The 21899-nt window shown below is 63.2% G+C and carries 20 protein-coding genes; 5 read left to right on the top strand and 15 right to left on the bottom strand.

Going from position 1 to position 21899, the window contains the following annotated elements:
- Positions 1 to 4: 4 nt before the first annotated feature.
- From EPN80_RS15850 to EPN80_RS15810, 9 genes are all read right to left on the bottom strand, one after another.
- Positions 5 to 3232: a fibronectin type III domain-containing protein gene (locus EPN80_RS15850; protein WP_293029324.1), complete on the bottom strand. Its 3228-nt coding sequence runs from the start codon at positions 3230 to 3232 to the stop codon at positions 5 to 7.
- Between the two features lie 239 nt (positions 3233 to 3471).
- On the bottom strand, positions 3472 to 4197 hold the full coding sequence (locus EPN80_RS15845) for a sulfite exporter TauE/SafE family protein (protein ID WP_293029321.1): 726 nt from the start codon (positions 4195 to 4197) through the stop codon (positions 3472 to 3474).
- A 43-nt stretch (positions 4198 to 4240) separates the two neighbouring features.
- Positions 4241 to 4990 carry a glucose 1-dehydrogenase gene (locus EPN80_RS15840; RefSeq protein ID WP_293029318.1) on the bottom strand — a complete coding sequence of 250 codons (750 nt, stop codon included), beginning with the start codon at positions 4988 to 4990 and terminating at the stop codon, positions 4241 to 4243.
- A gap of 25 nt (positions 4991 to 5015) precedes the next feature.
- Complete coding sequence (locus tag EPN80_RS15835; RefSeq protein WP_293029315.1) at positions 5016 to 5798, bottom strand: ABC transporter ATP-binding protein; 783 nt, start codon at positions 5796 to 5798, stop codon at positions 5016 to 5018.
- Between the two features lie 28 nt (positions 5799 to 5826).
- Positions 5827 to 6678: an ABC transporter permease gene (locus tag EPN80_RS15830; protein WP_293029312.1), complete on the bottom strand. Its 852-nt coding sequence runs from the start codon at positions 6676 to 6678 to the stop codon at positions 5827 to 5829.
- A gap of 74 nt (positions 6679 to 6752) precedes the next feature.
- Positions 6753 to 8045: an ABC transporter substrate-binding protein gene (locus tag EPN80_RS15825; protein ID WP_293029309.1), complete on the bottom strand. Its 1293-nt coding sequence runs from the start codon at positions 8043 to 8045 to the stop codon at positions 6753 to 6755.
- A 117-nt stretch (positions 8046 to 8162) separates the two neighbouring features.
- The gene (locus EPN80_RS15820; RefSeq protein ID WP_293029306.1) at positions 8163 to 9644 is read right to left on the bottom strand and encodes a pyruvate carboxylase subunit B; all 1482 of its coding nucleotides are present in this window, start codon (positions 9642 to 9644) and stop codon (positions 8163 to 8165) included.
- Complete coding sequence (gene accC, locus EPN80_RS15815; RefSeq protein ID WP_293029303.1) at positions 9641 to 10999, bottom strand: acetyl-CoA carboxylase biotin carboxylase subunit; 1359 nt, start codon at positions 10997 to 10999, stop codon at positions 9641 to 9643. The genes EPN80_RS15820 and accC overlap by 4 nt, the downstream gene beginning before the upstream one ends.
- A gap of 89 nt (positions 11000 to 11088) precedes the next feature.
- Positions 11089 to 11691 (bottom strand): biotin/lipoyl-containing protein, encoded by a 603-nt coding sequence (locus tag EPN80_RS15810; protein WP_293029300.1) that lies wholly within the window; start codon positions 11689 to 11691, stop codon positions 11089 to 11091.
- A gap of 221 nt (positions 11692 to 11912) precedes the next feature.
- Between EPN80_RS15810 and EPN80_RS15805 the strand changes: the two genes are divergently transcribed.
- The 4 genes from EPN80_RS15805 (at position 11913) to EPN80_RS15790 (ending at position 15972) form a co-directional block, all read left to right on the top strand.
- Positions 11913 to 12746: a 3-keto-5-aminohexanoate cleavage protein gene (locus EPN80_RS15805; RefSeq protein WP_293029299.1), complete on the top strand. Its 834-nt coding sequence runs from the start codon at positions 11913 to 11915 to the stop codon at positions 12744 to 12746.
- 81 nt (positions 12747 to 12827) lie between these two features.
- Positions 12828 to 13646, top strand: coding sequence for an IclR family transcriptional regulator (locus EPN80_RS15800; protein ID WP_293029296.1), 819 nt, complete (start codon positions 12828 to 12830; stop codon positions 13644 to 13646).
- Between the two features lie 264 nt (positions 13647 to 13910).
- Positions 13911 to 15230, top strand: a complete 1320-nt coding sequence (locus tag EPN80_RS15795) for an MFS transporter (protein WP_293029294.1) — start codon at positions 13911 to 13913, stop codon at positions 15228 to 15230.
- 205 nt (positions 15231 to 15435) lie between these two features.
- On the top strand, positions 15436 to 15972 hold the full coding sequence (locus EPN80_RS15790) for a hypothetical protein (RefSeq protein ID WP_293029291.1): 537 nt from the start codon (positions 15436 to 15438) through the stop codon (positions 15970 to 15972).
- 23 nt (positions 15973 to 15995) lie between these two features.
- Here EPN80_RS15790 and pal read toward each other — a convergent pair whose 3' ends face one another.
- The 3 genes from pal to EPN80_RS15775 form a co-directional block, all read right to left on the bottom strand.
- Positions 15996 to 16535 carry a peptidoglycan-associated lipoprotein Pal gene (gene pal / locus EPN80_RS15785; protein ID WP_293029289.1) on the bottom strand — a complete coding sequence of 180 codons (540 nt, stop codon included), beginning with the start codon at positions 16533 to 16535 and terminating at the stop codon, positions 15996 to 15998.
- Between the two features lie 213 nt (positions 16536 to 16748).
- Positions 16749 to 17309, bottom strand: coding sequence for an acyloxyacyl hydrolase (locus EPN80_RS15780; protein ID WP_293029286.1), 561 nt, complete (start codon positions 17307 to 17309; stop codon positions 16749 to 16751).
- Positions 17310 to 17356: 47 nt separating this feature from the next.
- Positions 17357 to 17878, bottom strand: a complete 522-nt coding sequence (locus EPN80_RS15775) for a DinB family protein (protein ID WP_293029284.1) — start codon at positions 17876 to 17878, stop codon at positions 17357 to 17359.
- A gap of 239 nt (positions 17879 to 18117) precedes the next feature.
- Here EPN80_RS15775 and EPN80_RS15770 point away from each other — a divergent pair, with 239 nt between their 5' ends.
- Positions 18118 to 18762 (top strand): restriction endonuclease, encoded by a 645-nt coding sequence (locus tag EPN80_RS15770; protein WP_293029281.1) that lies wholly within the window; start codon positions 18118 to 18120, stop codon positions 18760 to 18762.
- Between the two features lie 13 nt (positions 18763 to 18775).
- On the opposite strand, the gene EPN80_RS15765 is transcribed toward EPN80_RS15770, so the two are convergent.
- From EPN80_RS15765 to EPN80_RS15755, 3 genes are read right to left on the bottom strand one after another with little or no spacing between them, the layout of a single operon-like run.
- A complete protein-coding gene (locus tag EPN80_RS15765) occupies positions 18776 to 20320 on the bottom strand; it encodes a class I adenylate-forming enzyme family protein (RefSeq protein WP_293029278.1) in 1545 nt (514 codons plus the stop codon).
- Positions 20321 to 20325: 5 nt separating this feature from the next.
- Entirely contained in the window at positions 20326 to 21063 is a 738-nt protein-coding gene (locus EPN80_RS15760; protein ID WP_293029276.1) for a CoA-transferase subunit beta, read from the bottom strand.
- Entirely contained in the window at positions 21056 to 21889 is an 834-nt protein-coding gene (locus EPN80_RS15755; RefSeq protein ID WP_293029274.1) for a CoA transferase, read from the bottom strand. Before EPN80_RS15755 ends, EPN80_RS15760 begins: the two co-directional genes overlap by 8 nt.
- Positions 21890 to 21899: the final 10 nt, after the last annotated feature.

Raw genomic sequence — 21899 nt, 5'->3', positions numbered from 1 at the left:
ATTGCTAATGAGGTTTGGGACAATGAATCGATAAGTCCTCGTCGACCAGCTCAACGTCGATCCGGTGACCTAACCAGAGATTGCCGCTCACAGTGGCCGCCCCCGCCTGGATTTCGCTGCATAGATCCCCTACTTCGTTACCGTCGAGCTTGACCGGCACGCGCAGCACGGCGCGCTGCCCCGCGGCCAGCGCCGCAGTCCCACCGAGCAAGTTAGCCTTGGCCGGCGTACCCTCCCAGTCTGCGTTCAAGCCTTGCTGCAGATGACTCTGACTGTCGAAGCTCGGCGCGCCGTTGCGATGCAGGCCACGCGGCAGCACATAATTGAGCTGCGCGCCGCGCATCGGCCAGTGCTCGGCGGCGAGCGTCACCACATATGTGAACGGCGTTCCCAGCGGCGTCAGTCCATCGGGCAATCCTTCCGTCGCCATGCTGGCCGAGAGTGCTTTGGCAACCGGGAAACCGCCGGCCTGCATCACCACGTCCACACTGCCCGACTCCTCGCCGACAATTGCCGGATTACTCCCCGACCACGCGCGGGCCTGCGCGCTCAGAGTCCCCTTCGCCGTATCGAGCAGTACGACTGGAATGTCGAGCACGACGACATCGCCTTTCTTCAAGTCCGGCGAGCCGTAGCCGTCTTTCTTCACGAGCAGCGCGGCGTCGCCGCTTGTGCCTTGCCAGCTCTGATTGAGCCGGTGCGTGATCAGATAGCCATGCGACGTGTCGATACGCGTGGCCGGATTGATCTGTACGCGGCTGCCGGGGTTGCGGTCGGTAGCGACGCCTTCAGGCAACGTCAGCGACACCTGAAAGTTCTTGATATCAACCCCCGCAACGAAGCGCAGGCGGTAAACAAGTTTGTCGCCCGGGGTGAAGCCGCCGGATCCGTCAACGTCCTGATGCGCCTCCGGGCTCAGCGTGAATTGGTCGAACACTTCGCTCGCTGCTTGCCAGGTCCAGGCGCGCCGCCGCTCCGTGGGCTGCGCCGCGTTGCCCGCCGCGTCGGTAGCCAGCAGCTTGAACTCGTAATGGGTGCCTGGCACCAAGCCGGTGAAGGTGTGGCTGAAACTGCCGTCCGCCCCTGCTTTTACGCTCACGTACTGCCACGGGTCGATCACGCGCCCCCAGCCAATCTTCACGTTGGCCAGCGTTGGAGACGCGTCGCTCAACCGCCCACGCACGGTGATCCTGTCGCTGCCGGGCTCGATAGCGTTACTGTCGGCCCAAGCCACCACCGGCACCGTGGTCTTGACCTTGACGAAGGCCGAGCCGCTCCAGGCCGATACGTTGCCGGCGCGGTCGGTCGCGCGCAGTTGAACTTCGTAGGCGGCATCTTGTTCGAGCAGCGACAGCGTGCCGGCAAACGCACCGTCAGCACCTGCCGCGAGTGCCGCCGATTCGGTCCAGGCCGCCCCGGCAACCGCCGTATTGCGCCAGCGGTATTGCCCACTGGCCACGCCCGATTTGCTGTCGGTGCCAGTGCCGCCCAGCGTCACCCGCGTCGACTTGAACCAGGTGGTCTGCCCGGTCGCCAGGCCAGATCGCCAGGCCACCGTGGGTGCATCAGTGTCGACCTTGACATGCAGCCCCGTGCTTGTCGAGTACGGGCCAGGCACATAGCCAATGTTGCCCACGCCATCTTCCGCGCCAACAGCGATCTGCAAATCCTTTCCCCCAAGACCGGTGAGCGTGGCATCGAGCACGCCATCGGCGCTCAGCGACACCTCATGCCATTGGTAGTACGATCCCTGCCCCGCATGCCACGATCCTAGCCACACCTTGCCGACGCCGGACACCGGATCTTCGATGCGGCCAATCACGCGCAAGCGCTCGCCGTCATACCAGCTATTGTCGGAGGGACTCGCAATCGTGATCACCGGCGCCGTACGATCGACGACGAAGGTGCGCGTCTCGCTCCAGGCGCTGACGTTATCGACCTTGTCAATGCCCCGCAGGCGCACTTGATACGCTCCCTCGGCGCTGACGTTGAAGTTGTGGCTGAACGAACCGTCGCTGTTCAGCGCGGCGCTCACCGGCGCCTGCCATGCGCCATCGCCCGCCTTGAGCTGCAGTTCCGCGCGCGCCGGACCGCTGCCGGTGTCGGCAACCTTGCCTTTGATCACAAGATCCTTGACGATCGCACCGTCGGCCGGACTGCCTTCCCATGACACCGTCGGCGCCGTGCGGTCGACATAGATCGTCCGCCATTCGGTGTACTCGCCGTAATGACCGCCCTCGCGCTGGGTCGCGAAAGAAAACCTGTATTCGCCGTCGCTCCATTGGGCCGACTCAATGAGTGCTATGTCGACATGCCCGTTGCCGTCGGGCGTGACGGGAATCTCCCATATGCGCTGCAATGTCGGCTCGGTCACGCGCTCCCATCTGACCAAGGCCCCAATGGCGTAATGGGTCGTCTTTCCGGTCACCACCACCTCGCTGCTGGGGTTATGCCATGAGCCGTTGGCCGGTGAAATCAGCGTCGGCTTGGGTGGTGGCGGCGGAATGTGCTGTTTCGTTATCTTGATCGTTTTAATCTTTCGCCAATGCATGCCGGTGGGTAATGAAGCATATGCCCACATGTCGAGATTCCATGACCCGCCAATCGGCACATCGCTGATATCCAGGATCCCCGAGAAACGGGCGCTGTTTGCAGGCGCTTCGAAGCGCTCCAGTTCGTGGTTTCCGTGATAAACCGCGACGCCTTGCGCGCCGTCATACGCGTAGCCGCTCAAAGTCATCTGCGACGTGTTGTACGGAATCGTCACGTCGCCCTGGTTCACGGAGGCGCCAATCTTTCTTAAATAGAGATAAGGCGTGTGCGCTGTGTCGGTGCCCGACGTGCCCTGGCAGTAAAACCTGAAGCGGATCCGATCCCCAGGCCGCCCGAATACATTGACTGACGGAGATATCTTCGCGTTGTCGAGCCATGCCGTGTCGGTGCTGGTGGCGAGGCGATGATCCGACGTCGAGCCATTGGGTCGCTTGAGTTCGATATACCAGGTTGCCCGTTGGCGCGTTTCCAAAAAGCCCTTTTCACACGAGCCGTGCAAAGGTATCGAATCGCGGATGTCAGGCTTGGTGTCGTATTCGCTTGTATAAATATGCGCCGTGACTGCCCGCGCCGCAGGCGCCCAGATGCTCAGGGCAAGCAACAGAAACGCCGCCAGACAGGCAGTGCTCGACCATTTGGGCAACCCCTTCCTGGTCAATATTTCAAAAAAGTATTTCATCGATATATGCATTTCATTCGGTGCAACGCAGGCAAAAAAAAAACCCGCCTGGCAATGCCGGCGGGCGGGTCGATCGGGCAGTACTGGGGGAAATCGTCTTCGCATCTGGCGTGGCACGCACGCTTCGCAAAGCTTAGCGCCACTCTAGGTCAGCACGGACATGAATTCAACAAACGACGCCATATCTCACGGTTAAGTGATTGATTTTCAAACGCTCATATCGTGGCCGGCACGCAAGGTCATCGCGCAAACAGCGCGGCCACAGACACCAGCAACAGAAACAGCACGGTAAATTGCCGAAATCGCGTTTCGTTAAAACGTCGAAATAATTGCGATCCCAGTACGATGCCGCCATAGAAGCATGGCGCCATTGCCAGCGGCGAGAGCGGTCCGCCCAATGCAAATACGCCTCGCACCCAGAGCATGAGCAGCGCGGCGATGGAGATGGCCACCACGCACAGCGTCAGGTTCGCGCGCGTCACCACCACCGAATCCGGGCCCGACAGCAGATACAAAATGACCGGCGGCCCGCCGATCCCCGTGCCGCCGAGCAAGACGCCGCATAAAGCCCCCAAGCCGATCGAAGTACCCAGCTTGCGGGCGCCCCGGTAACGCACGCCCCTGAGCAGCAGCACGCAAAACAGCGCGACCATCGCCGCAATGCCGCGTCTGAGCAAGAGCGGATCGGCATGCACCAGCACGTAACCGCCCAGCGGCAGCGTGACGAACGCGGCCAGGCAAATCGGTGCAATGACCCGGTAGTGCGCCAAGCGAGCCGCGTCGCGCAACATCGGCGCGGCGGCGAACGCCTCGAGCAGCAGCACGGTTGGAACCACCAGCTTGGGCTCGAACATCAGCGTCAACAGCGGCGTCATCACCAGCGAGCCGCCAAAGCCGGTTATGCCGCGAATCAGCCCCCCGGCGCCGGCAATCAACATCGATATCACCAGAATCTGAGAAACCATGGATCGCCTTTTGCGCCAGCCTGCATGGCAGCATGCATAACCGTCAAGTCACCAGGAATCCGCCATCGACAGCGATCACCTGCCCGGTGATGAACGATGCGGCGTCCGACGCCAGAAAGACCGCCAGATTGGCGACGTCGGTCGTGCTGGCCAAGCGCCCGAGCGGGAAACGCGCGAGGATGCGCGGCCGCATCTCGTCGGTGAGAAATTCGCGCACCATGTCGGTTTCCACCAGTCCTGGGGCGATTGCATTGACGCGCACGCCGCTCGGCCCGAGCTCGCGCGCCAATCCCTTGGTAAGCGCGGCCACCGCCGCCTTGGTGGCGCCATACCAGACGTTGCCGACCGCGCCGCCGCCCTTGACAGCCGAAACCGAAGCGATATTGATGATGGTTCCGCCGGCGCGTTCGATCATGCCGGGCGCGACTGTCTGGATGCAATTGAAGACGCCGGTGAGATTGACCGCCAGTTGATCATTCCAGGCCTGGCCGTCGGTGCGGGCAAACGGTCCTTGCGTCATCAAGCCGGCGTTATTGACCAGTACGTCGATCACGCCACGCTCGCCAACGATGCGCGCAAGCGCGGCGCGCACCTCGGGTCGGTCGCGCACGTCCATGCGCAGCGCATGGGCGCGCGCGCCCAGCGCCGCGGCCGTGCGGCGCGCCATCTCGCCATCGATATCGGTGACATACACCACGCAGCCGCACTCGGTCAGACGCGTTGCGATCTCCCGGCCGATGCCGCGTGCCGCGCCGGTAACGACGGCCACCTTATCTGTCAAATCGTGCTGCATCGATCGCTCCCTTGTATCGCGTGCCTCAGTGCTCTTGCTCGAACTCGTCGTGAATCAAGTCTCTCAGCTGCTTCTTCAGCGTAATGAAAGCCATATCGGTCTCGTCGCGCGGCCGCGGCAGGTCGACCTCGATATCGGCCTTGACCTGCCCGGGGCGGCGCGTGAGCACGATGATGCGATCCGATAGGATGATCGCCTCCTCGATGCTGTGCGTCACCAGCACCATGGTCTTGCGGTGCCGCACGTCGCTCGAAGCAAGCAGGCGCCCCATTTCTTCCTGCATCAATGCACGGTTTTGCGCATCCAGCGCGGCGAAAGGTTCGTCCATCAGCAGCACATGCGGGTCGACCGCCAGCGCGCGCGCAATCGACACGCGCTGCCGCATGCCGCCCGACAATTGATGAGGATATCGCCCCTCGAACCCGGCCAGACCGACCAGCTCGATCTGGCGCCGCACGATATCGCCTCGCTCCAGTGCCGGCACCCGCTTCATCTCCAGCCCGAAGGCAATATTCTGCGCCACCGTCATCCACGGAAACAATGCGTAGTCCTGGAACACCATGGTGCGCTCCCAGGCCGGCTTGCATACCGACTGTCCGTCCACGGCGATGGTGCCCTCGGAGGGCGTCTCGAACCCGGCCAGCAGGTTCAGCAACGTGGTCTTGCCGCAACCGCTATGGCCGAGGATCGAGCAGAACTCATGATCCCTGACCTTGAAGCTGACGTTATCCAGCGCAAGCACCGACGTATCTTGCGCGCCGTGGCCCGGATAGACCTTCGACACATTGGCAATGCTCACTTCGCTCATGCCTTCCCTCCTCCTGCGACCGCGTCGCTCACCGCCCGACCGAACGCGACCACGGCAACCAGCGCCGCATCGCCACGCGTATGACGCGATCCATCACAAACCCGACCAGGCCGATGGTCGCCATGCCGACGATCACATAATCGGTGCGCAGTACCGTCCGGGCGTCGTTGATCATGAAGCCCAGGCCAGAGATCGCTCCCACCAGCTCGGCCGCCACCAGCGCCATCCAGCCGACGCCCAGGCCGATGCGAATGCCGGTCATGATTTGCGGCAGCGCCGCCATCAGGGCAATACGCCAGAGTATCTTCCACTCCGGCGCGCCCAGACAGCGCGCTGCTCGGATCAGGTTGGGCTCGATTCCCTTGACGCCAGTGATGGTGTTGAGCAGGATCGGGAAAAAAATGGCCAGGAAAATAATAAAGACGTTCTGCGTGTCGCCAATGCCGAACCACAGGATCGACAGCGGAATCCACGCCAGCGGCGGCACCGGACGCAGAATTTCGAAGACCGGGTCGAGCTGCTCCTCGACCCACGGCCACCAGCTCATTGCGATCCCGATCGGGATCGCAATGGTCGCCCAGGCGAACGCCATCAGCTCGCGCCGCACGCTATCGCGCAGGTTCTGCCACAGCTCGCCCGACTTGATCAGCTCAAGCGCGGCACGGGCCACCGCCGAAGGCGGCGGCAACAGCGTGCGCGTGGTATCGCTCAGCACCACCCGGCTGACATACTCCCACACCCCGAGCAACAGCACGAGCAGAATCAGCCGGCGCAGCCTGCGGGCAATCTGCGCCACCATGCCCGGCGGCTTGCGCGCCGCCAGCGCCTCTTGCGGGGGCGTGGCAGCGCGGACGGTTTTACGGCTTGCTTGCTGCACCATATCCATGTCTCCTCCTTGCCGATACGAATCCACCGCCGCGCCCGTCGACCGGGCGCGAACCGAGCCGCGATCCGTCACGGCGCATACTGCTTGCCGTCGAACATCCACGGCTTGGTCAAGTCGCCGGGCTGCGGAAACACTTGTGCCTGTTTGAGATTCTGTGGCGTTTCATAAGCCGGATATGGAATCTTGTCGGGCGAGCCGCTCCAATGCGCCGGAATGAACGGCGGCTGCGCAGGCCGCGCCCAGCCCAGCTTTTCGAACGTCTTGTTCATGAATTGCGGGTCGACCGCGGCTTCGAAGTCCTTGGCCGTGAGCGCGTGTTCAATACGCTTGTTCTGGTAAAGCCACTTGAAGATCGTCTCGTTGGCCGCGCCCCAGAACGCGCCATTGGGGTACACGTAGGTCGGCTTGTAGAGGTTGTTGTAGGCCTCGATCTGCTGCAGCAGCAACGTCTTCGAATAATTCCTCAACTGCGGATCCTCGCTCATCAACTGCGCGGCCTGCCTGGGATGCAGCCGGGTCCAGAGCGTCGCCTCGACGAATGCGTCGGATAAAGCCTGCGCGACATCGGGCGCGTGCTGAATCACGTCTTCACGTACATAGAACTGCCCTTCATACATGTTGTAAGGATAAATCGAGTCGATGATGCGTCCGGTCTTGCGCTCGTTGACGATCATGGTCGGCGTCGGGTCCCACGAAGCGACAGCCGCCAGCCCCTTGGGCATTGCCATCTGGTCGCCCGGCGACATGTTCTTCAGGATGATGTCCTTGCCGATCTTCACGCCATTGACTTCGGCGGCCATCTGCACGTAGAACTCGGCCGACGAGCCTGTCACCAGGCCGATCGCCGCGGGCGGATTGCTGCCCTTGAGATCCTTGAAGCTTTTCAGCGGCGAGTCGTTCGGCACCACCAGCGCGTGCAGAAGATTCGGGCTCTCGATAGCGATCGCCTTGACCGGAATGCGCTTGTCGATCAGCGAGGTGAACGGAAAATTGCCGCCGCTGCCCGCCTGGAAGCGGCCCGAGACGATCACTTCGTTGATCGCCGGCCCTGAGGCGAACGCCTGGAATTTCGTCTCGAGTCCGCGCTTCTTGAGCAGGCCCATGCGATCCATCACGATGTTGATCGTATTCTGCCCCGACCAGGGCGCCTGATAGGCAATCTTCAGCGGCCACCAGCCCTGGCTCTTGAGCCATTGCACCGATTGCGGCGAAATCTGCTGGTACGGCAACGGCCAGCCCCAGTCGGTGAATTTCTGTTGAGCAAAGCCGAACGACGGCGCGGCCACCAGCAGCAGCGTCGCAACGATCCGCCACAGCCAGGCAAGACGGGCGGGATGGGTAGGCCTTGAGTGATGCATCATTGTCTCCTCGCTAAGTGGGAGCCCGTCGGAACCGACCGATGGGCCGCAGCGACCTCTCGATCGCGCCAACTGCAACCGCCCCTCTTTATCCCGCGACGTCATCGACTGCGCCGCTTGTCATATCCTGATGGTCATCTCCGTACCGGCAAAGCGCACACGCGCATAGCCAATATCCGCGCGCGCGCCCAGATAGCCGAGCAGCTCGTGCAAGGGCGAGGTCCTGAAGCGGCACTCCGGCACCGGATTCCTCAGGCTCTTGAGCAGCGCCTCGTCATAGAACGCGTGCAGCAGCAGATCTTCGTCGCTCGCGCTCTTGCCGAGCGCGCGACGCAGGCGCGGCAGCCCCGGCGCGAGGTGCTCGCCCGGCCGGGCCGTGACGATTTCTTCAGGCTTGATATTGGCGCGCTCCCAGAATGCGTCGGCCGGCTTGGCGGCCAGCTTGCCGTAATAGCCCATCGCATACTTGCGCACCTCATCCGGAATCGTCTTGTAGCGCTCGCCCTGCACGACATTGAGCACCGCCTGGGTGATGATGTACTGGGCAAACGGGCTGACCAGGATCGGGTAGCCAAGATCCTGCCGGACCTGCGCAGCCTCCTCCAGAATCTCCGGCAAGCGCGCCGCCATGCCCATCGTCTCCAGTTGCGACTTGAGATTCGAGATCATGCCGCCCGGCACCTGGTGTTCATACAAGGCCGGGTCGTAAGCAGCTACTTTGCCGTGCGGCTTGCCTTCGCGCTCGCACAGCCAATCGAAATAGCCGGAAACCTCCCGCAGCGCGCCGCGATCGATACCAGTGCGCAAACCCAGCGCCCGCGCCTTGTCGTCGATCTCCTCGGTGGCCGGCAACGACGCGCCATTGGCCAGCGGCTCGACGGCCGTGTAGCCGTAACGGAAGCCGCTGGCCATTGCCACCTCGTAGACCGCGGGTGCCAGCCCCGACTGGCAATGCGAGTGCAGCTTGAGCGGAATCCCGCCGGCTGCGGCCACCAGCGCCGGGAACAGCGTGCGGCCCCGCGCCGGCGTGAGCAGGCCGGTGGGGTCCTTGACCGAAATGAAGTCGGTCCGCAGCGCAACCAGCTCCTTAACGCGTTCGACGTAATAGGCGTCGGTATGCACCGGGCTCAGCGTGTATGTGACCATCGCGTTGATCTTCATGCCGGCCTCGCGGCCTGATTTGACCGATGACTCGATATTGCGATTGTCGTTGAGCGCGTCGTACACCGTCAGAACCTTGATGCCCCGCCGGGCCAGCGCTTCGGAGTTCAATGCGATGACATCGTCGGGAAACAGCTCGAAGGTGTACAGGCTCTGTCCTCGCGTCAGGCCATCGCAGGGCGTGGCCAGGCGCTCGCACAGCAACCCCACGCGCTCCCACGGGTTTTCGTGCAGGTAGCGCACGCACACGTCGAACACCGCGCCGCCGAGAATGTTCACGTAGCCGTAACCGGCATGATCGATCGCCTCGAGAATCGGCGTCATCATCGCGGTGGTCATGCGAGTCGACCACAGGCACTGATGGGCATCGCGCAGTGTCACATCGACCAGCTCGAAAGTCTCACGGGGCGTGCCAGCGGGCACCTTAGCGGCTTGCGTCATAGCGCCTCCAGCATGTTTTCCTCGACAAACCTGGTATGTACGTCGCCTTGCTGGAACCGCGCATCGCGCAGCAGCTTCTGGTGAAACGGCAACGTGGTTTTGACTCCCTCCACACGCATCTCCCACAGCGCGCGGCGCATGCGCGCCAACGCCTCCTCGCGCGAGTGGCCCCAGGCGATGACCTTGGCCAGCAGCGAATCGTAGTACGGCGGCACGCGATAACCGGTGTACAGATGAGAGTCAACCCGGATGCCGGGGCCGCCAGGCATATGAAAATGAGCGATCGCGCCGGGACACGGCGCGAAACCGTTGTCCGGATCCTCGGCATTGATGCGGCACTCGATCGCATGGCCCTGCAAGCGGATCTCGCTCTGGTCGATCGCCAGCGGTTGCCCCTGGGCAATGCCGATCTGCGCCTTGACGATGTCGATGCCGGTCACCAATTCGCTGACCGGATGCTCGACCTGCACGCGGGTATTCATCTCCATGAAATAGAATTCGCCGCTGGCCGGATCGAGAATGCATTCAATCGTGCCGGCGCTCGTATAGCCGACATGCCGGCACAGGCGCACCGCGGCCTCGCCGATGCGGGCGCGCACGGCGTCGTCCAGTACCGGCGACGGGCTCTCTTCGAGCAGCTTCTGATTGCGTCGCTGAATCGAGCAATCGCGCTCACCCAGATGCAGCACGCGCTCGCCATCGGACAGGATTTGAATTTCGATGTGCCGGATGCGCGTCAGGTACTTTTCGACATAGATCGCATCGTCGTTAAAGGCCGCCTTGGCCTCGCGCGCTGCATTGAGATACTCGGTCTCGAGGTCCTTGTCGGCATGCACTATCCGCATGCCCCGCCCGCCGCCGCCGGCGGCCGCCTTCAAGATCACCGGATAGCCGAGGCGGGCCGCCACCGCACGCGCCTCCGGCACGCCCGAGACGGTGCCCGCCGAGCCCGGCGTGGTCGGCACCCCCGCCTCGTCGGCCATGCGCCGTGCCATCGCCTTGTCTCCCATGAGCGTAATGACATCCGCGCTCGGCCCGATAAAGGTGATCTCCTCCTTCTCGCACAAACGCGCAAAATGCGCGTTTTCGGAGAGAAAGCCGTAGCCGGGATGAATCGCGTCAGCGCAGTGCATCAGCGCGGCCGAGACGATGAACTCCGCATTCAGATAGCTTTGGCTCGAGCGCGGCGGCCCGATGCACACCGCCCGGTCGGCCAGCCGCACGGCGAGCGAGTCGCGGTCGGCCTCGGAATAAATCTGCACGGTTTCCAAGCCGAGTTCGCGGCAGGCCCGCAAAATGCGCACCGCGATTTCACCCCGGTTGGCCACCAGTACACGCTTGAAAGGTTTTGCCATGATCGTCACGCGTTAGTCCCGTGTTGTTGCCGTACCCTGCACCGGCATGCGCCGGCCACCCGAGCTGATCCGTCCGCCGCGTTTGACGCTCAGTCGGGGTCGACCACCATCAGCACCTGCCCGTACTCGACCGGCTCGCCATCCTCGACCAGCACGTGGGTCACGATGCCGGCTCGCCCGGCCGGGATCGAATTCATCAGTTTCATCACCTCGATGATGCACACCGTGGTGTCGGGCGCCACACGTTGCCCGACCTCGGCGAAGGAGCGCGCACCGGGCTCGGGCGCGCGGTAGAAGGTGCCAACCATCGGCGATTTGATCAGGACCGCGCCGGGCGGATAGGCCAGCGGCGCCTGGCGCGCTTCTGCGCTCCCGTCCCCTGCCCCTTCGCCCGGTTCCGAGGCAGTCGGCTCGACAACGATTTCGCCGCCGCCGACGTGACCATGACGCTGACGCGTGGCGGGTGCCTCAGCCGGCAGCTGCGCCGATCTCGGCGCGGCGGCAGGGGCAACGGCCCGGTCTTCGCGGGCGGCCGGCAGGGGCGTGCTGGCCGGCGCTTCGCCGCCATCGCGCCGCCGCAGATCGATCTCGAGGTCGCCCATCTTCAAATGGAACTCGCCGAACTGCGACGACGATTTGATCAGCTCGATGATTTGCAGCAGATCCTGGTACGTCATGTCTGAATTGCTCACGGCAGTCGTTCTCCTGTGGATCGCAACGCGTCGATGAAAGGCCTGCTGGGTGCCGCCGGCAATGCCGAGGAGCAATGCCAACAAATTTCATCCAATGAAAGAATTTATTTCTCTGAACAAAATAATTGCACAACAGTTTAGTAATTGCAATAATGGAATACATCATTTCATTGAGTGACATTTGCATCACCCTGAGCGCGATCCACGTGAGGAGATTTGGCATGACCGAGCCTGTCATCATTACCATAGCCATCACCGGCGCGCTGCCGCGCAAGAAGGACAACCCCGCCGTGCCGGTCACTCCGCCCGAGCAGATCGAGTCGACGCACGAAGCGTTCGAAGCGGGTGCTTCGCTGGTCCATATCCACGTACGCAACCCCGACGAGTCGCCAAGTTCCGACCCGGAGCTGTACGGGCGGGTGCAGGAAGGCGTGCGCAAATACTGCCCGGGCATGATCGTCCAGTTTTCCACCGGCGGACGCGGCCGCGATCAGGCCGCGCGCGGCGCGATGCTGCACCTCAAGCCAGACATGGCGTCACTCGCCACCGGCTCGGTCAACTTCCCGACCAACATCTACGAAAACCCGCCCGATTTCGTCGAGGGGCTCGCCGCCACGATGCTCGAGAACGGCATCAAGCCGGAAATCGAGGTGTTCGATCTGGCGATGCTGTACAACGCGGCCAATCTGCTCAAGAAAGGGCTGCTCAAACCGGCGCCGCACGTGCAGTTCGTCATGGGCATCCCCAACGCCATGCCGGCACGGCGTTCGATCTTCGATTTCCTGCGCGCCGAGTTGCGCGCCGTGATGCCCGAAGCCACCTGGGTCGCGGCCGGCATTGGGCGGCACCAGTGGGAAGTCAATCAATGGTGTCTGGCCGAAGGGGGTCATTGCCGCACCGGACTGGAGGACAATACGCGCTTCGACCAGAGCCGTCTGGCCGCCAGTAACGCGGAACTGGTCAAGAAGATCGTCGACGTCTGCGCCCGGCATGGGCGGCATCCGGCCAGCCCGGCCGAGGCGCGACGCTTGCTGGGCCTGAAGCCGGCGCTCTGACCCGCTCGGGGCCCTGGCGTCTTGGGAGCGACGCACATGCAATACAATATCGAACCCCTTGGTTCCGCTGCCCGAAGCCTTATGCCGACAAAAGATGTGGCCCCGCCCGAGTCCACCGCACTGCGCGCTTTTTCCGTGCTGGAGTATGTCGCCAGGGCCAGCGTGCCAGTCTCGCTGGACGATGCCACGCAAGCCTGCAACCTGCCCAAGCCGACGGTATTCCGCATTTTGGCGATGCTCCAGGAGGCCGATCTGCTGCAGCGCGAGCCGCTCAGCAAGCGCTACATCATCGGCGCCCGCCTGTCGTCGCTGGCGATCGACGTCATGCAGCACTCGACATTGCGCGCCCAAAGTCATTCAGTACTGCAAACGCTGGTCGACGAAATCGGCGAAAGCTGCAACCTGACGATGCTCGACGGCAACGAGGTGCTGTATCTCGACCGGGTCGAGACGCCGCTGCCGCTGCGCCTGCATCTCGAACCCGGCACGCGCGTGCCGCTGCATTGCACCGCCAGCGGCAAAATCTTTTTGAGCCGGATGTCCTCCAAGAGCGTGCACCGCCTGCTGGGCAAAGAGCCGTTCAAGCGCTATACGGACAAAACCATCACCGACCTGCAAACCCTCGAGAAAGAGTTGCGCCAGGTCAAGGCCACGCAAATCGCCATTCACGATGGCGAACTATTCGATGACTCGGTGGCTGTGGCCGTGCCGGTGTGCGACCCGCGCGGGCAAGTCTACGCCGCCGTTGCCTTTCACGCCCCCGCCTCGCGGGTGAGCATTGCCCAGGGCCTCGAACTCGTGCCGGCCCTGCGTCGTGCGGCGCAGGCCATCGGATCGATCTTCACCCCCAGCCGCGAGGACGACGACGAAACCCCGGCGGCGGCCGCCCAGCGCGGTTGATCGTCCCCGGTGGCGCCGGCCTTGCGCGCATCGGTCGCGCCATCCGGGCGCCCGTACCGTTTCCCCGTATTTTCGACGAAATTTAGGGTAAATCTCTATCAATGGAATAATTCATTCCAAAAACGCAAGCCTATACTTTTAATGTAATTTTTGTTTATCAATTTCGTTCCAATTTTTTATTAAAAGAAGAATACGCTTCAAGCTGTACCGATCACCGATGTGCCGTTCAGGTTGTGAAAGACAAAGCACCCCTCAGGAGACATCATGGAAATCGCAGACCGCAGCGCCTCACCACCTTCAAGCAAGTCGCTGATCGTCCTGGCCAGCACTTTGGGCACCACCATCGAGTGGTACGATTTCTTCCTTTACGGCGTGCTCACGCCGATCGTGCTCAACCGCCTGTTTTTCCCGAGCATGTCGCCCGTGATGGGCACCATCGCCGCCTACACCACCTTTGCCGTCGGCTTCCTCTCCCGCCCTATCGGAGGGATTATTTTCGGACATTACGGAGATCGCCTCGGCCGCAAGACCATTCTCGTGCTCACCATGCTCATCATGGGCGGCTCGACCTTCCTGATCGGCGCGCTGCCCACCACCGATTCGATCGGCATCGCCGCACCGCTGCTGCTGTTGCTGCTGCGCATTCTGCAGGGTATCGGCATCGGCGGCGAATGGGGCGGCGCCGTGCTGATGACCATCGAGCACGCGCCGCCGGGCAAGCGCAGTCTTTATGGCAGCTGGCCGCAGCTGGGCGTACCGCTGGGGCTGATGAGCAGCGCCGGAGTCGTCGCCGTGCTCAATTTGTTTCCCGACACAGCCTTCATTGCGTGGGGTTGGCGCGCGGCGTTTTTCGTCAGTGCGGCGCTGGTGGCCATTGGCCTGTATGTGCGGCTGAAAATCATGGAGACCCCTGACTTCGAAAAAGCCCGGCTCGAAAACAAGATCGTGCCGGTGCCGATCACCGAGCTGTTCAGGAACTACAAGCGTGAAGTGCTGCTGACGCTGGGCGCGCGCTATGTCGAAGGCGCCTGCTTCAACACCTTCGGGGTATTCATCATTTACTACGTCACCCACTCGCTCGGGCTCACGCGCGGCCTGGCGCTCAACACGGTGATCATCTCATCGGCGATCATGCTGCCGTTCATCATCGTCGCCGGCATACTCGCCGATCGCTTCGGATTGCGCCGCGTGTTCGCCTGGGGCACGATCATGATCGCCATCCTGACGGCGCTGTCGTTCTGGACCATGGACCGCTTCGGGGCACAGCATCCGGGCATCGTGATGATCGCGGTGATCCTGCCTTTCTCGCTGGCCTATCCGATGGTGTACGGCACCGAGTCGTCGCTGTTTGCCAGCCAATTCGACGCGAATGTACGCTACACCGGTGTGTCGTTTGCCTATCAATTCTCCGGGATCTTCGCCAGCGGCCTGACGCCGCTCATCGCCACTGCGCTCATCAATGCCGGTGGCGGCAAATCGGGCCTGGTGGTCTTGTACATGGTGATTGTCGCCGGCATCAGCCTGATTTCCGTGCTGCTCATGAAAGGCATCTCCGCCAACCTGCGGCGCGCCGCGCTGGCCTGAGCCAACGCCTCAGTCGCCGCATCCGGGAGCGCGGCCACGACGCTTGACGTCGTGGCCGCCGCCTGTCGAAGCCTTTTACAAATTGATGCAAAATTTTTGCACGAATGTCCGTCGGACCGCGGTGCGTTTCATCTAGCATGTTGACGCTGATTCCCCTTGCCGGGATTTTCGTCGTCATGCGCATCACGCACGCCAGGAGACATTCATGCCATTTAACGCCAGCGCCCTGCAGGATCTGCATCAAGCCAATGCTGAACTTGGCGCAAGCCTCGGTCATATTTGCCTTGCGCAGGCCAGTCACATGCAGGCCGGTGCATTGCAGAATGTTCAAGCGAGCGCCGCCGCGCTGTGCGAGTCGATGACCGCCATCGCCGGTGCCGCGGACGCGGCCGCCGCAATGTCATTGCAGATGCAACTGGTGCGTCGGCAAACCGAGCATGCGGGCAATTTCTGGGGCTTTCTCATCGAGACGCAAAACCGCCAACAGGCGGTCCTGGAACATTTGAATGCGGCGATGCAGCGTTGGCAGGATGATTGCGCCAACGCGATCGAGCGCATCGCCGATACCACGCCGGCGGTCTGCGCGGCCGGCATGGTGTGCCAGCCATTGCACATTGCCGCGCAGCAGGTATTCGACGTCGTCACCGCCACGTTCGGCGGCTTGCGGGCCGAGCCCGCTGTCAAACCGGCGCCGGCCGCCGCGGTCACGGCAACACCGCAGCGTGCCCGACGCGTCGCCTGAGCTGCGGCGCGCAGCGCGCGCGCTTATTGATAAACGATATCGGCGCGCCGGTTCTCCGCCCAGGCCGCTTCGTCGTGGCCCAGCGCTCGCGGCTGCTCTTTGCCCAGACTGACCGCTTCCATCTGGTTATTCGGCACGCCGAGCAGCGCCAGATACTTCAGCACCGCTTCGGAGCGCTTCTCGCCAAGCGCCAGATTGTATTCACTGGTGCCCCGCTCGTCGGTGTTGCCCTGAATCAGAATATGCTGCTGAGGGTGCGCAATCAGGTATTTTGCGTGAGCTTCCAGCAAACTTTGAAACTCGGGCTTGACCGTATAGCTGTCGAAATCGAAGTAGATGCTGCGCTTGGCCAGCGGGCTATTCGGATTGTTCAGGTTATCGGGGCTGTTCAATTCGCTGGTCTGCGTGGTGACTGGAGCAACCCCTTGGGATTGCGAAGTGCCATTGGCGCTACCGTTGCCCGCACTCGTGATCGGCGCCGGCTCGGTCTTGTTGCCCGAGGAACACGCGGCCAGGAGCGTGACGCAGGCAATCACGAGAAAGTTGCGAAGTGCAGAGTGCATAGAGACCTCGATGTGCGACACAAAATGGAAAAAACCCCGCGAGTATCGACCGGCCAATGCTCGCCCGGCGGTCGGGCCAACGCGGCTGGCGCATCGCGCCCGCCACCGCGTGCCGGCTGATTTGCCATGAGTGTAGAGGATTTTCGCGATGCTGGGGACACCCGCCCGCGAGCGTATCGGGTGCCGCCTGCACATGATACGGTGCGTGCATCGTCAAAAATTGTATTGAAGGTAAATTTGACTGAAATTGGCGCCGGGATTCGGTTGTTTGATATCCGCGTTCGACACATGCTGGAAGCGGAACCCGGCCAGATACTGTTGACGATGGCCGAATTGCACGCCGACGCCCACCATATCGGCGAACTGGAATGCGGTCGACAGGCGGTAACTGCTCGAGATGGTTGGACTCGACAGCAGCCGCACGCCAACGCCGCCCTCGATGAACGGTCTCACCGCGCCTGACGATTTGATGAAACGCACCACCGGGGTGACGCCGACCTCGGCAATATTCTCATGCACATCGCCCTCGTCGGTATGCCACCACGCCAGATGCGCCTCGCCGATCAGCGAAAAATGCCAGCCGCCGACCTCCCACCAGGTCACGTTCGGATCCCAGGCCACGCCGAGATCGAGCTTTCGGACGTGATGCTGGGCGATGCCGCCCGCCAGTTGAACGCCGAAGGTGTCGGCCGATGCAGTACCGCTCGCGCCGAGTATCGCCACTGCCAGCGCGCCGGCGAGCGCCTTTTCCTGCCATGCCTTTTTCTTGTTCATTCATCAACCGGTTGTGAAGATCGGGAATAGTCCTGCCGTCGGATCGCTCAAACCAGCCCTCTATCGACCAGCCGCTGAAAAATAAGCAGGTCGAGCTCCGGCGCCTGCCGGCCGAGCCCGGTCAGTAAGGCGTGCACCTGCCCGCGGTGATGCGCGTGGTGATTGAACCAATGCGCGAGGGCCGGCGCAAGCGGCTGCGTCAGCACCTCCGGCGTGGACACGCGGCGGTAGGTGATGACGCCGGCCAGGGCCGCCTTATCGAGCCCCGTCACGTAACGTACGATGCGCGCATCTTCCATCTCGCGCGCGCGGCGCAGCTCGTCGAGGGACTCGCACAAAATCGCATCGAGTCGATCGGGGGCATCACCCTCGCCGGTAAAGCGCCGCATCCAGACGCGGTCAGTCACCAGCAGATGATTCAAGGTCCCGTGCACCGACCTGAAAAAGGCGCCACGGTCGGCACGATAATCGGCGTCGGGCAGGTTGCCTGCGGCCTCGAACAAGCGGACATTGGCCCAGGCGTTGTAGCGTGCCAGCATATCGAAATGTTTCTTGAGCAGTCCTGACATGACGTTTCCTCCACCGAAATTTTCGCGCAACCGACGCGCCCATCCCACAGGCGACTATCGGGATGATCTTAACGCCGCAGCCCTTGATGTCAATCCTGCTGGCTCGCTAAGTCATGGTGAGATCATCACGCCCCGGATCGATGACGGGTTGGACCCACCCCCTTTTCGCGCACGCCCTGCCCGGGCGAGCCGTTTTGTAGTATTTTTCTCCCCCGACGATTTCTCCGCGCATCCCCGTCATGGCCCATCGCAAGTCCCGACGCTCGAAACGATCCAGCCCCTCGTTGCGCTCGGCTGTCGCGGTACTGTCGCTGCTGGCGATATTGGCAATTGTGAACCGGCATCTGCCTGCGCTCGAGCGGCTCGTCATCCATGCCGCGCCCCGCGTGCTCGTGTTCTTCGCCGTCGCGCTGGGCTTGGCGGGGTTGGGCTGGAGCACTGGCAAACTCGCCGGCGCCTGGCGCCAGGCGCGCCGCCAGCGGGCCATTCGGCTGGCGGACATCGATCGCATGACCGGTCATGAATTCGAGCACTACGTCGCGGGCCTGCTGGCCCACCGCGGCTTCGATACGCGCGTGACGCAACGCTCCGGCGATCTGGGTGTCGACATCGTCGCGCACAGCGCGCAGGCGCGCTATGCAGTACAGTGCAAGCGGCAAAACGGCAACGTCGCACGCACCGCAGTCAGTGACGCGGTCGCCGGCAAGGCGCCGTATCGGTGCACGCACGCGATGGTAGTGACCAACCGCTATTTCACCCCGGGCGCGGCCAAACTGGCGCGCGCCACTCAGTGCATTCTGGTCGATCGCGACCAACTGGCAACATGGCTGCTCGAGCTCCAACAGCACCACGGTCGCCGCGCATTGCCGCGCGACGCCGTGTGAACATCGCCCGGGATCAGGCCGCGACGCCTTGCGCGACCCGCGCGGCCAGTACCTTGCGGTCGACCTTGCCCACCGCCGTCTCAGGCAAGGCAGGCACGAAAAACACCTCTTGCGGAACATAGATGCGCGACAGCTTGCGGCGCACCGCGTCGCACACCTGAGCGGCGTCGACCGAGACTTCACCGCCACGGACGACGAACGCCACCGGCACCTCGCCAAGATCTCGATCGGCTCGGCCGACCACGCAGCAGGCCGCCACGCGCGTCTGGCTGACGATCACGCTCTCGATCAGCAGCGGCGAGAGATTCTCGCCGCCGCGGATGATCACGTCCTTGATGCGCCCGGTCACGTACAGATAGCCGTCGCCATCGAAACGGCCGAGATCGCCCGTACCGAGCCAGCCGTCGACCACCGCGCGACTGGTGGCATCGGGCGCACCCAGATAGCCCGCCATCAGGCTGGGCCCGCCGATGCAGATCTCACCCTCGCGACCCGGGGTATCGGTAAGCGAGCCGTCCGCCTCACGCAAACGCACGCGCTGTCCGCGCAGCACTGTGCCGACCGAGCCGATGCGCCGCGCCGCCGGCGGGTTCATCGTGCTGGTGCAGGTGGCTTCCGACAGGCCATACGACACCACCAGCGGGCAACCGAGTTTCTGCTCGACCTGGCGGTGCAGGGTCTCGGTGATGGGCGCCGAGCCGCAGCGCGCCATGCGCAGATTGCTCAGTGCCTGCGCCTCGAACGACTGCGCCAGCATCCGCGAATACATCGTCGGCACGCCGGTGATGATGGACGGCCGATGCCGCGCCATCAGCCCCGGCATGTCCTCGGCGCGAAAGCGCTCGGCGAAGACAACGCATGCGCCGGCCAGCAGTGGCGCGAACAACTGATTGTTCACGCCATTGGTGTGATAGATCGGCATCACGTGCAGCAGGCGGTCGGCGTTGCCGAGTTCACTGTGCGCGATGACCCCAAGCGCATTGTTCAGCAGCGCCGCCTGAGTCAGCTCGACCGCCTTGGGCCGGCCGGTGCTGCCTGACGTAAACAGCAGCAAGGCGCGCGTGCCAGGCGCAATCCCATTGGCTGCGTGCTCCACCGTGACGACATTACCTGGCATGTCGGCTGCTTCGAGCGCATCGAACTCGAAGGCATCGAGTGCGGGCAAGGCCAGCGCGCCAGCCAGCGTGCGATGGTCGCCGTCGAACGCGAGCCAGCGGGCACCCACCAGCGCCAGGCGCTCGCCAACCTCCTCGGCCGGCAGCATCGGTTCGAGCACGCACGGGCACATGCCGGCGCGAACGCTCGCCAACAGCAGCAGCACTGCGTCGAGCGAGCGCCGCATCGTGATTGCGAGCACGTCGCCGGGCGCCGCGCCGCGCATTCGCAGCGTTGCCGCCAGGCGCGCCGTGCGAGCCTCAAGTTGCGCGTAGGTGAGGCTGCGCGCGCCGTCGCTCAATGCCGTCAACGATTGAACCTGCTCGGCACGCCAATAGCTTGCCATTGCATGCGCCAACGTTGCCGGCGGGTCGCCGGCATCGAGAATCGTAGGAATGCGCATGCCGCTCACCGAAGACGAATCGCGGCGTCACGCTCGAACTGGCCGTGCGGATCGAGCGAGCGCAGCGCCGCCTGCTCGCGCGGGCTCGGCAGCGGCGTGGGCGTTGCGTCGGTAGCATCGAACTCGAAGCCGGTGCGCTCGCGGACCTCAGCCAGGCTCGACGCGGGATGCCACGACTGCAGCGCGAGCCGATCATTGCGCTTGACGAACACCGCGATCGGCGTGGCCACGCCATGCATGCCGCCCCACGATGTCATGAAATCGAGCTTCTCCACCAGCGTGCGGCGCGAATGCTCGGTGCGCCACGTGCAGGCGCGCCGCGCGGTGGGCAGCATCACCGCGCCGCCCCCGCCGCCCGGCAGGCGCACCTTGGGGTGCGCCCACTCGCCGATGCAAGAATTGTTGGCGCAGCCCGCGCCGTCGAGCTGCGCCGCGCCGAGAAAGGTCAGATCCATGCGCCCGCGCGTGCACAGATCGTAGAAATCCTCATTGGCGAAAATCGACGCCGAGCCTTCAGCCAGCACCGGGTCGGAGCTCGACAGCGGAATCGAAGACGGACTCGGATCGACCCCACCCGCCACATTGATGTAGACGAAGTTCCAGTCATAGGCCCGCTTGGCCATCAGGCAGGCCAGCATCGGCAAGGTCGAATTGACGCCGCTGAAGGTGATCTCATTGGGACGAATGAAACGCGCCAGATTGGTCACGATATAGGAAAAGCCAGACCATTCTTCCTCATGCATGATGCTTGCTCCTTGCTTCCGGCGCCCGCGCCAGGTGGGCTTCGAGCGCGCCGGGTTCATTGGACAGATACGCCTCGACCGCCGGATAGTCGATCTCATAGCTCGGCCAGCACGAACCCGGCCAGGCCCCGCCCGGGACCACAGCGTAAGCCTGCACCATGAAATAAGGCACGACCGTCAATTCCGGCTGCTTCGCAAAGTCTTCCTCGGATACCGCCTCGGCCACCACCAGCACGCTCCTGGCCGCGCGGCTGAGAATGCGGTCCCAATGATAGGTGCCAGCGATGCGCACGTTACCGTCCGGGTCGATGCTGCTGGCATGCAGCACCGCAAAGTCGGGGGTGATTGCCGGAATCACCCAGGTCTTCTCGCCGCTGCCATAAGGGTCTTCGATGCATTGCCAGCCGTTGATGCGCGTCAGGTCGCTACCGTGCAACCCGCCGCACGGCTGGAACGGCACGCCATACGCGGCCGCGCGCAACCCGGCTGTCAAGCTCGCGCAGGCATGCTCTTCCAGCGTGAGCGCGCCGCGCTCGACCGCCTTGCGGTAATGCGGCGCCAGACCGAAATTGCCTTCCATCGCGACAATGCCGCAGCGCGCGCGCGTGGCCACGCCGGCACGACACAGAATGTCGATATCGTAGCCGGGCGATTGCTTGATGATTTCGAGCTCGCGCTTTTCCTGGCGAATCAGTTCGCGCACAAAAGCGAACGGGCCGCGATGCAGAAAGCTGCCGCCGAGCGCGACTGACGCGCCGCTGGGAACGAGCGCCGCGAGCGCTTCCAGTGTCACACGCTTGTTTTTATCGGGAAAACCTGAACTCATGGGAGCTCCT

The sequence above is a fragment of the Pandoraea sp. genome, assembly GCF_004297875.1.
Lineage (GTDB): Bacteria > Pseudomonadota > Gammaproteobacteria > Burkholderiales > Burkholderiaceae > Pandoraea.
The sequence above is the reverse complement of the archived record's forward strand: the minus strand, read 5'-3'. Positions and strand labels throughout refer to the sequence as shown.

Bases quoted from the DNA above. Each gene is read 5' to 3' on its own strand.
- EPN80_RS15835 (WP_293029315.1), bottom strand. From the start codon at position 5,798: ATGAGCGAAGTGAGCATTGCCAATGTGTCGAAGGTCTATCCGGGCCAC.
- EPN80_RS15780 (WP_293029286.1), bottom strand. From the start codon at position 17,309: ATGAACAAGAAAAAGGCATGGCAGGAAAAGGCGCTCGCCGGCGCGCTG.
- EPN80_RS15775 (WP_293029284.1), bottom strand. From the start codon at position 17,878: ATGTCAGGACTGCTCAAGAAACATTTCGATATGCTGGCACGCTACAAC.
- EPN80_RS15825 (WP_293029309.1), bottom strand. From the start codon at position 8,045: ATGATGCATCACTCAAGGCCTACCCATCCCGCCCGTCTTGCCTGGCTG.
- pal (WP_293029289.1), bottom strand. From the start codon at position 16,535: ATGCACTCTGCACTTCGCAACTTTCTCGTGATTGCCTGCGTCACGCTC.
- accC (WP_293029303.1), bottom strand. From the start codon at position 10,999: ATGGCAAAACCTTTCAAGCGTGTACTGGTGGCCAACCGGGGTGAAATC.
- EPN80_RS15770 (WP_293029281.1), top strand. From the start codon at position 18,118: ATGGCCCATCGCAAGTCCCGACGCTCGAAACGATCCAGCCCCTCGTTG.
- EPN80_RS15765 (WP_293029278.1), bottom strand. From the start codon at position 20,320: ATGCGCATTCCTACGATTCTCGATGCCGGCGACCCGCCGGCAACGTTG.
- EPN80_RS15790 (WP_293029291.1), top strand. From the start codon at position 15,436: ATGCCATTTAACGCCAGCGCCCTGCAGGATCTGCATCAAGCCAATGCT.
- EPN80_RS15760 (WP_293029276.1), bottom strand. From the start codon at position 21,063: ATGCATGAGGAAGAATGGTCTGGCTTTTCCTATATCGTGACCAATCTG.
- EPN80_RS15820 (WP_293029306.1), bottom strand. From the start codon at position 9,644: ATGACGCAAGCCGCTAAGGTGCCCGCTGGCACGCCCCGTGAGACTTTC.
- EPN80_RS15840 (WP_293029318.1), bottom strand. From the start codon at position 4,990: ATGCAGCACGATTTGACAGATAAGGTGGCCGTCGTTACCGGCGCGGCA.
- EPN80_RS15795 (WP_293029294.1), top strand. From the start codon at position 13,911: ATGGAAATCGCAGACCGCAGCGCCTCACCACCTTCAAGCAAGTCGCTG.
- EPN80_RS15845 (WP_293029321.1), bottom strand. From the start codon at position 4,197: ATGGTTTCTCAGATTCTGGTGATATCGATGTTGATTGCCGGCGCCGGG.
- EPN80_RS15850 (WP_293029324.1), bottom strand. From the start codon at position 3,232: ATGAAATACTTTTTTGAAATATTGACCAGGAAGGGGTTGCCCAAATGG.
- EPN80_RS15755 (WP_293029274.1), bottom strand. From the start codon at position 21,889: ATGAGTTCAGGTTTTCCCGATAAAAACAAGCGTGTGACACTGGAAGCG.
- EPN80_RS15800 (WP_293029296.1), top strand. From the start codon at position 12,828: ATGCCGACAAAAGATGTGGCCCCGCCCGAGTCCACCGCACTGCGCGCT.
- EPN80_RS15830 (WP_293029312.1), bottom strand. From the start codon at position 6,678: ATGGTGCAGCAAGCAAGCCGTAAAACCGTCCGCGCTGCCACGCCCCCG.
- EPN80_RS15805 (WP_293029299.1), top strand. From the start codon at position 11,913: ATGACCGAGCCTGTCATCATTACCATAGCCATCACCGGCGCGCTGCCG.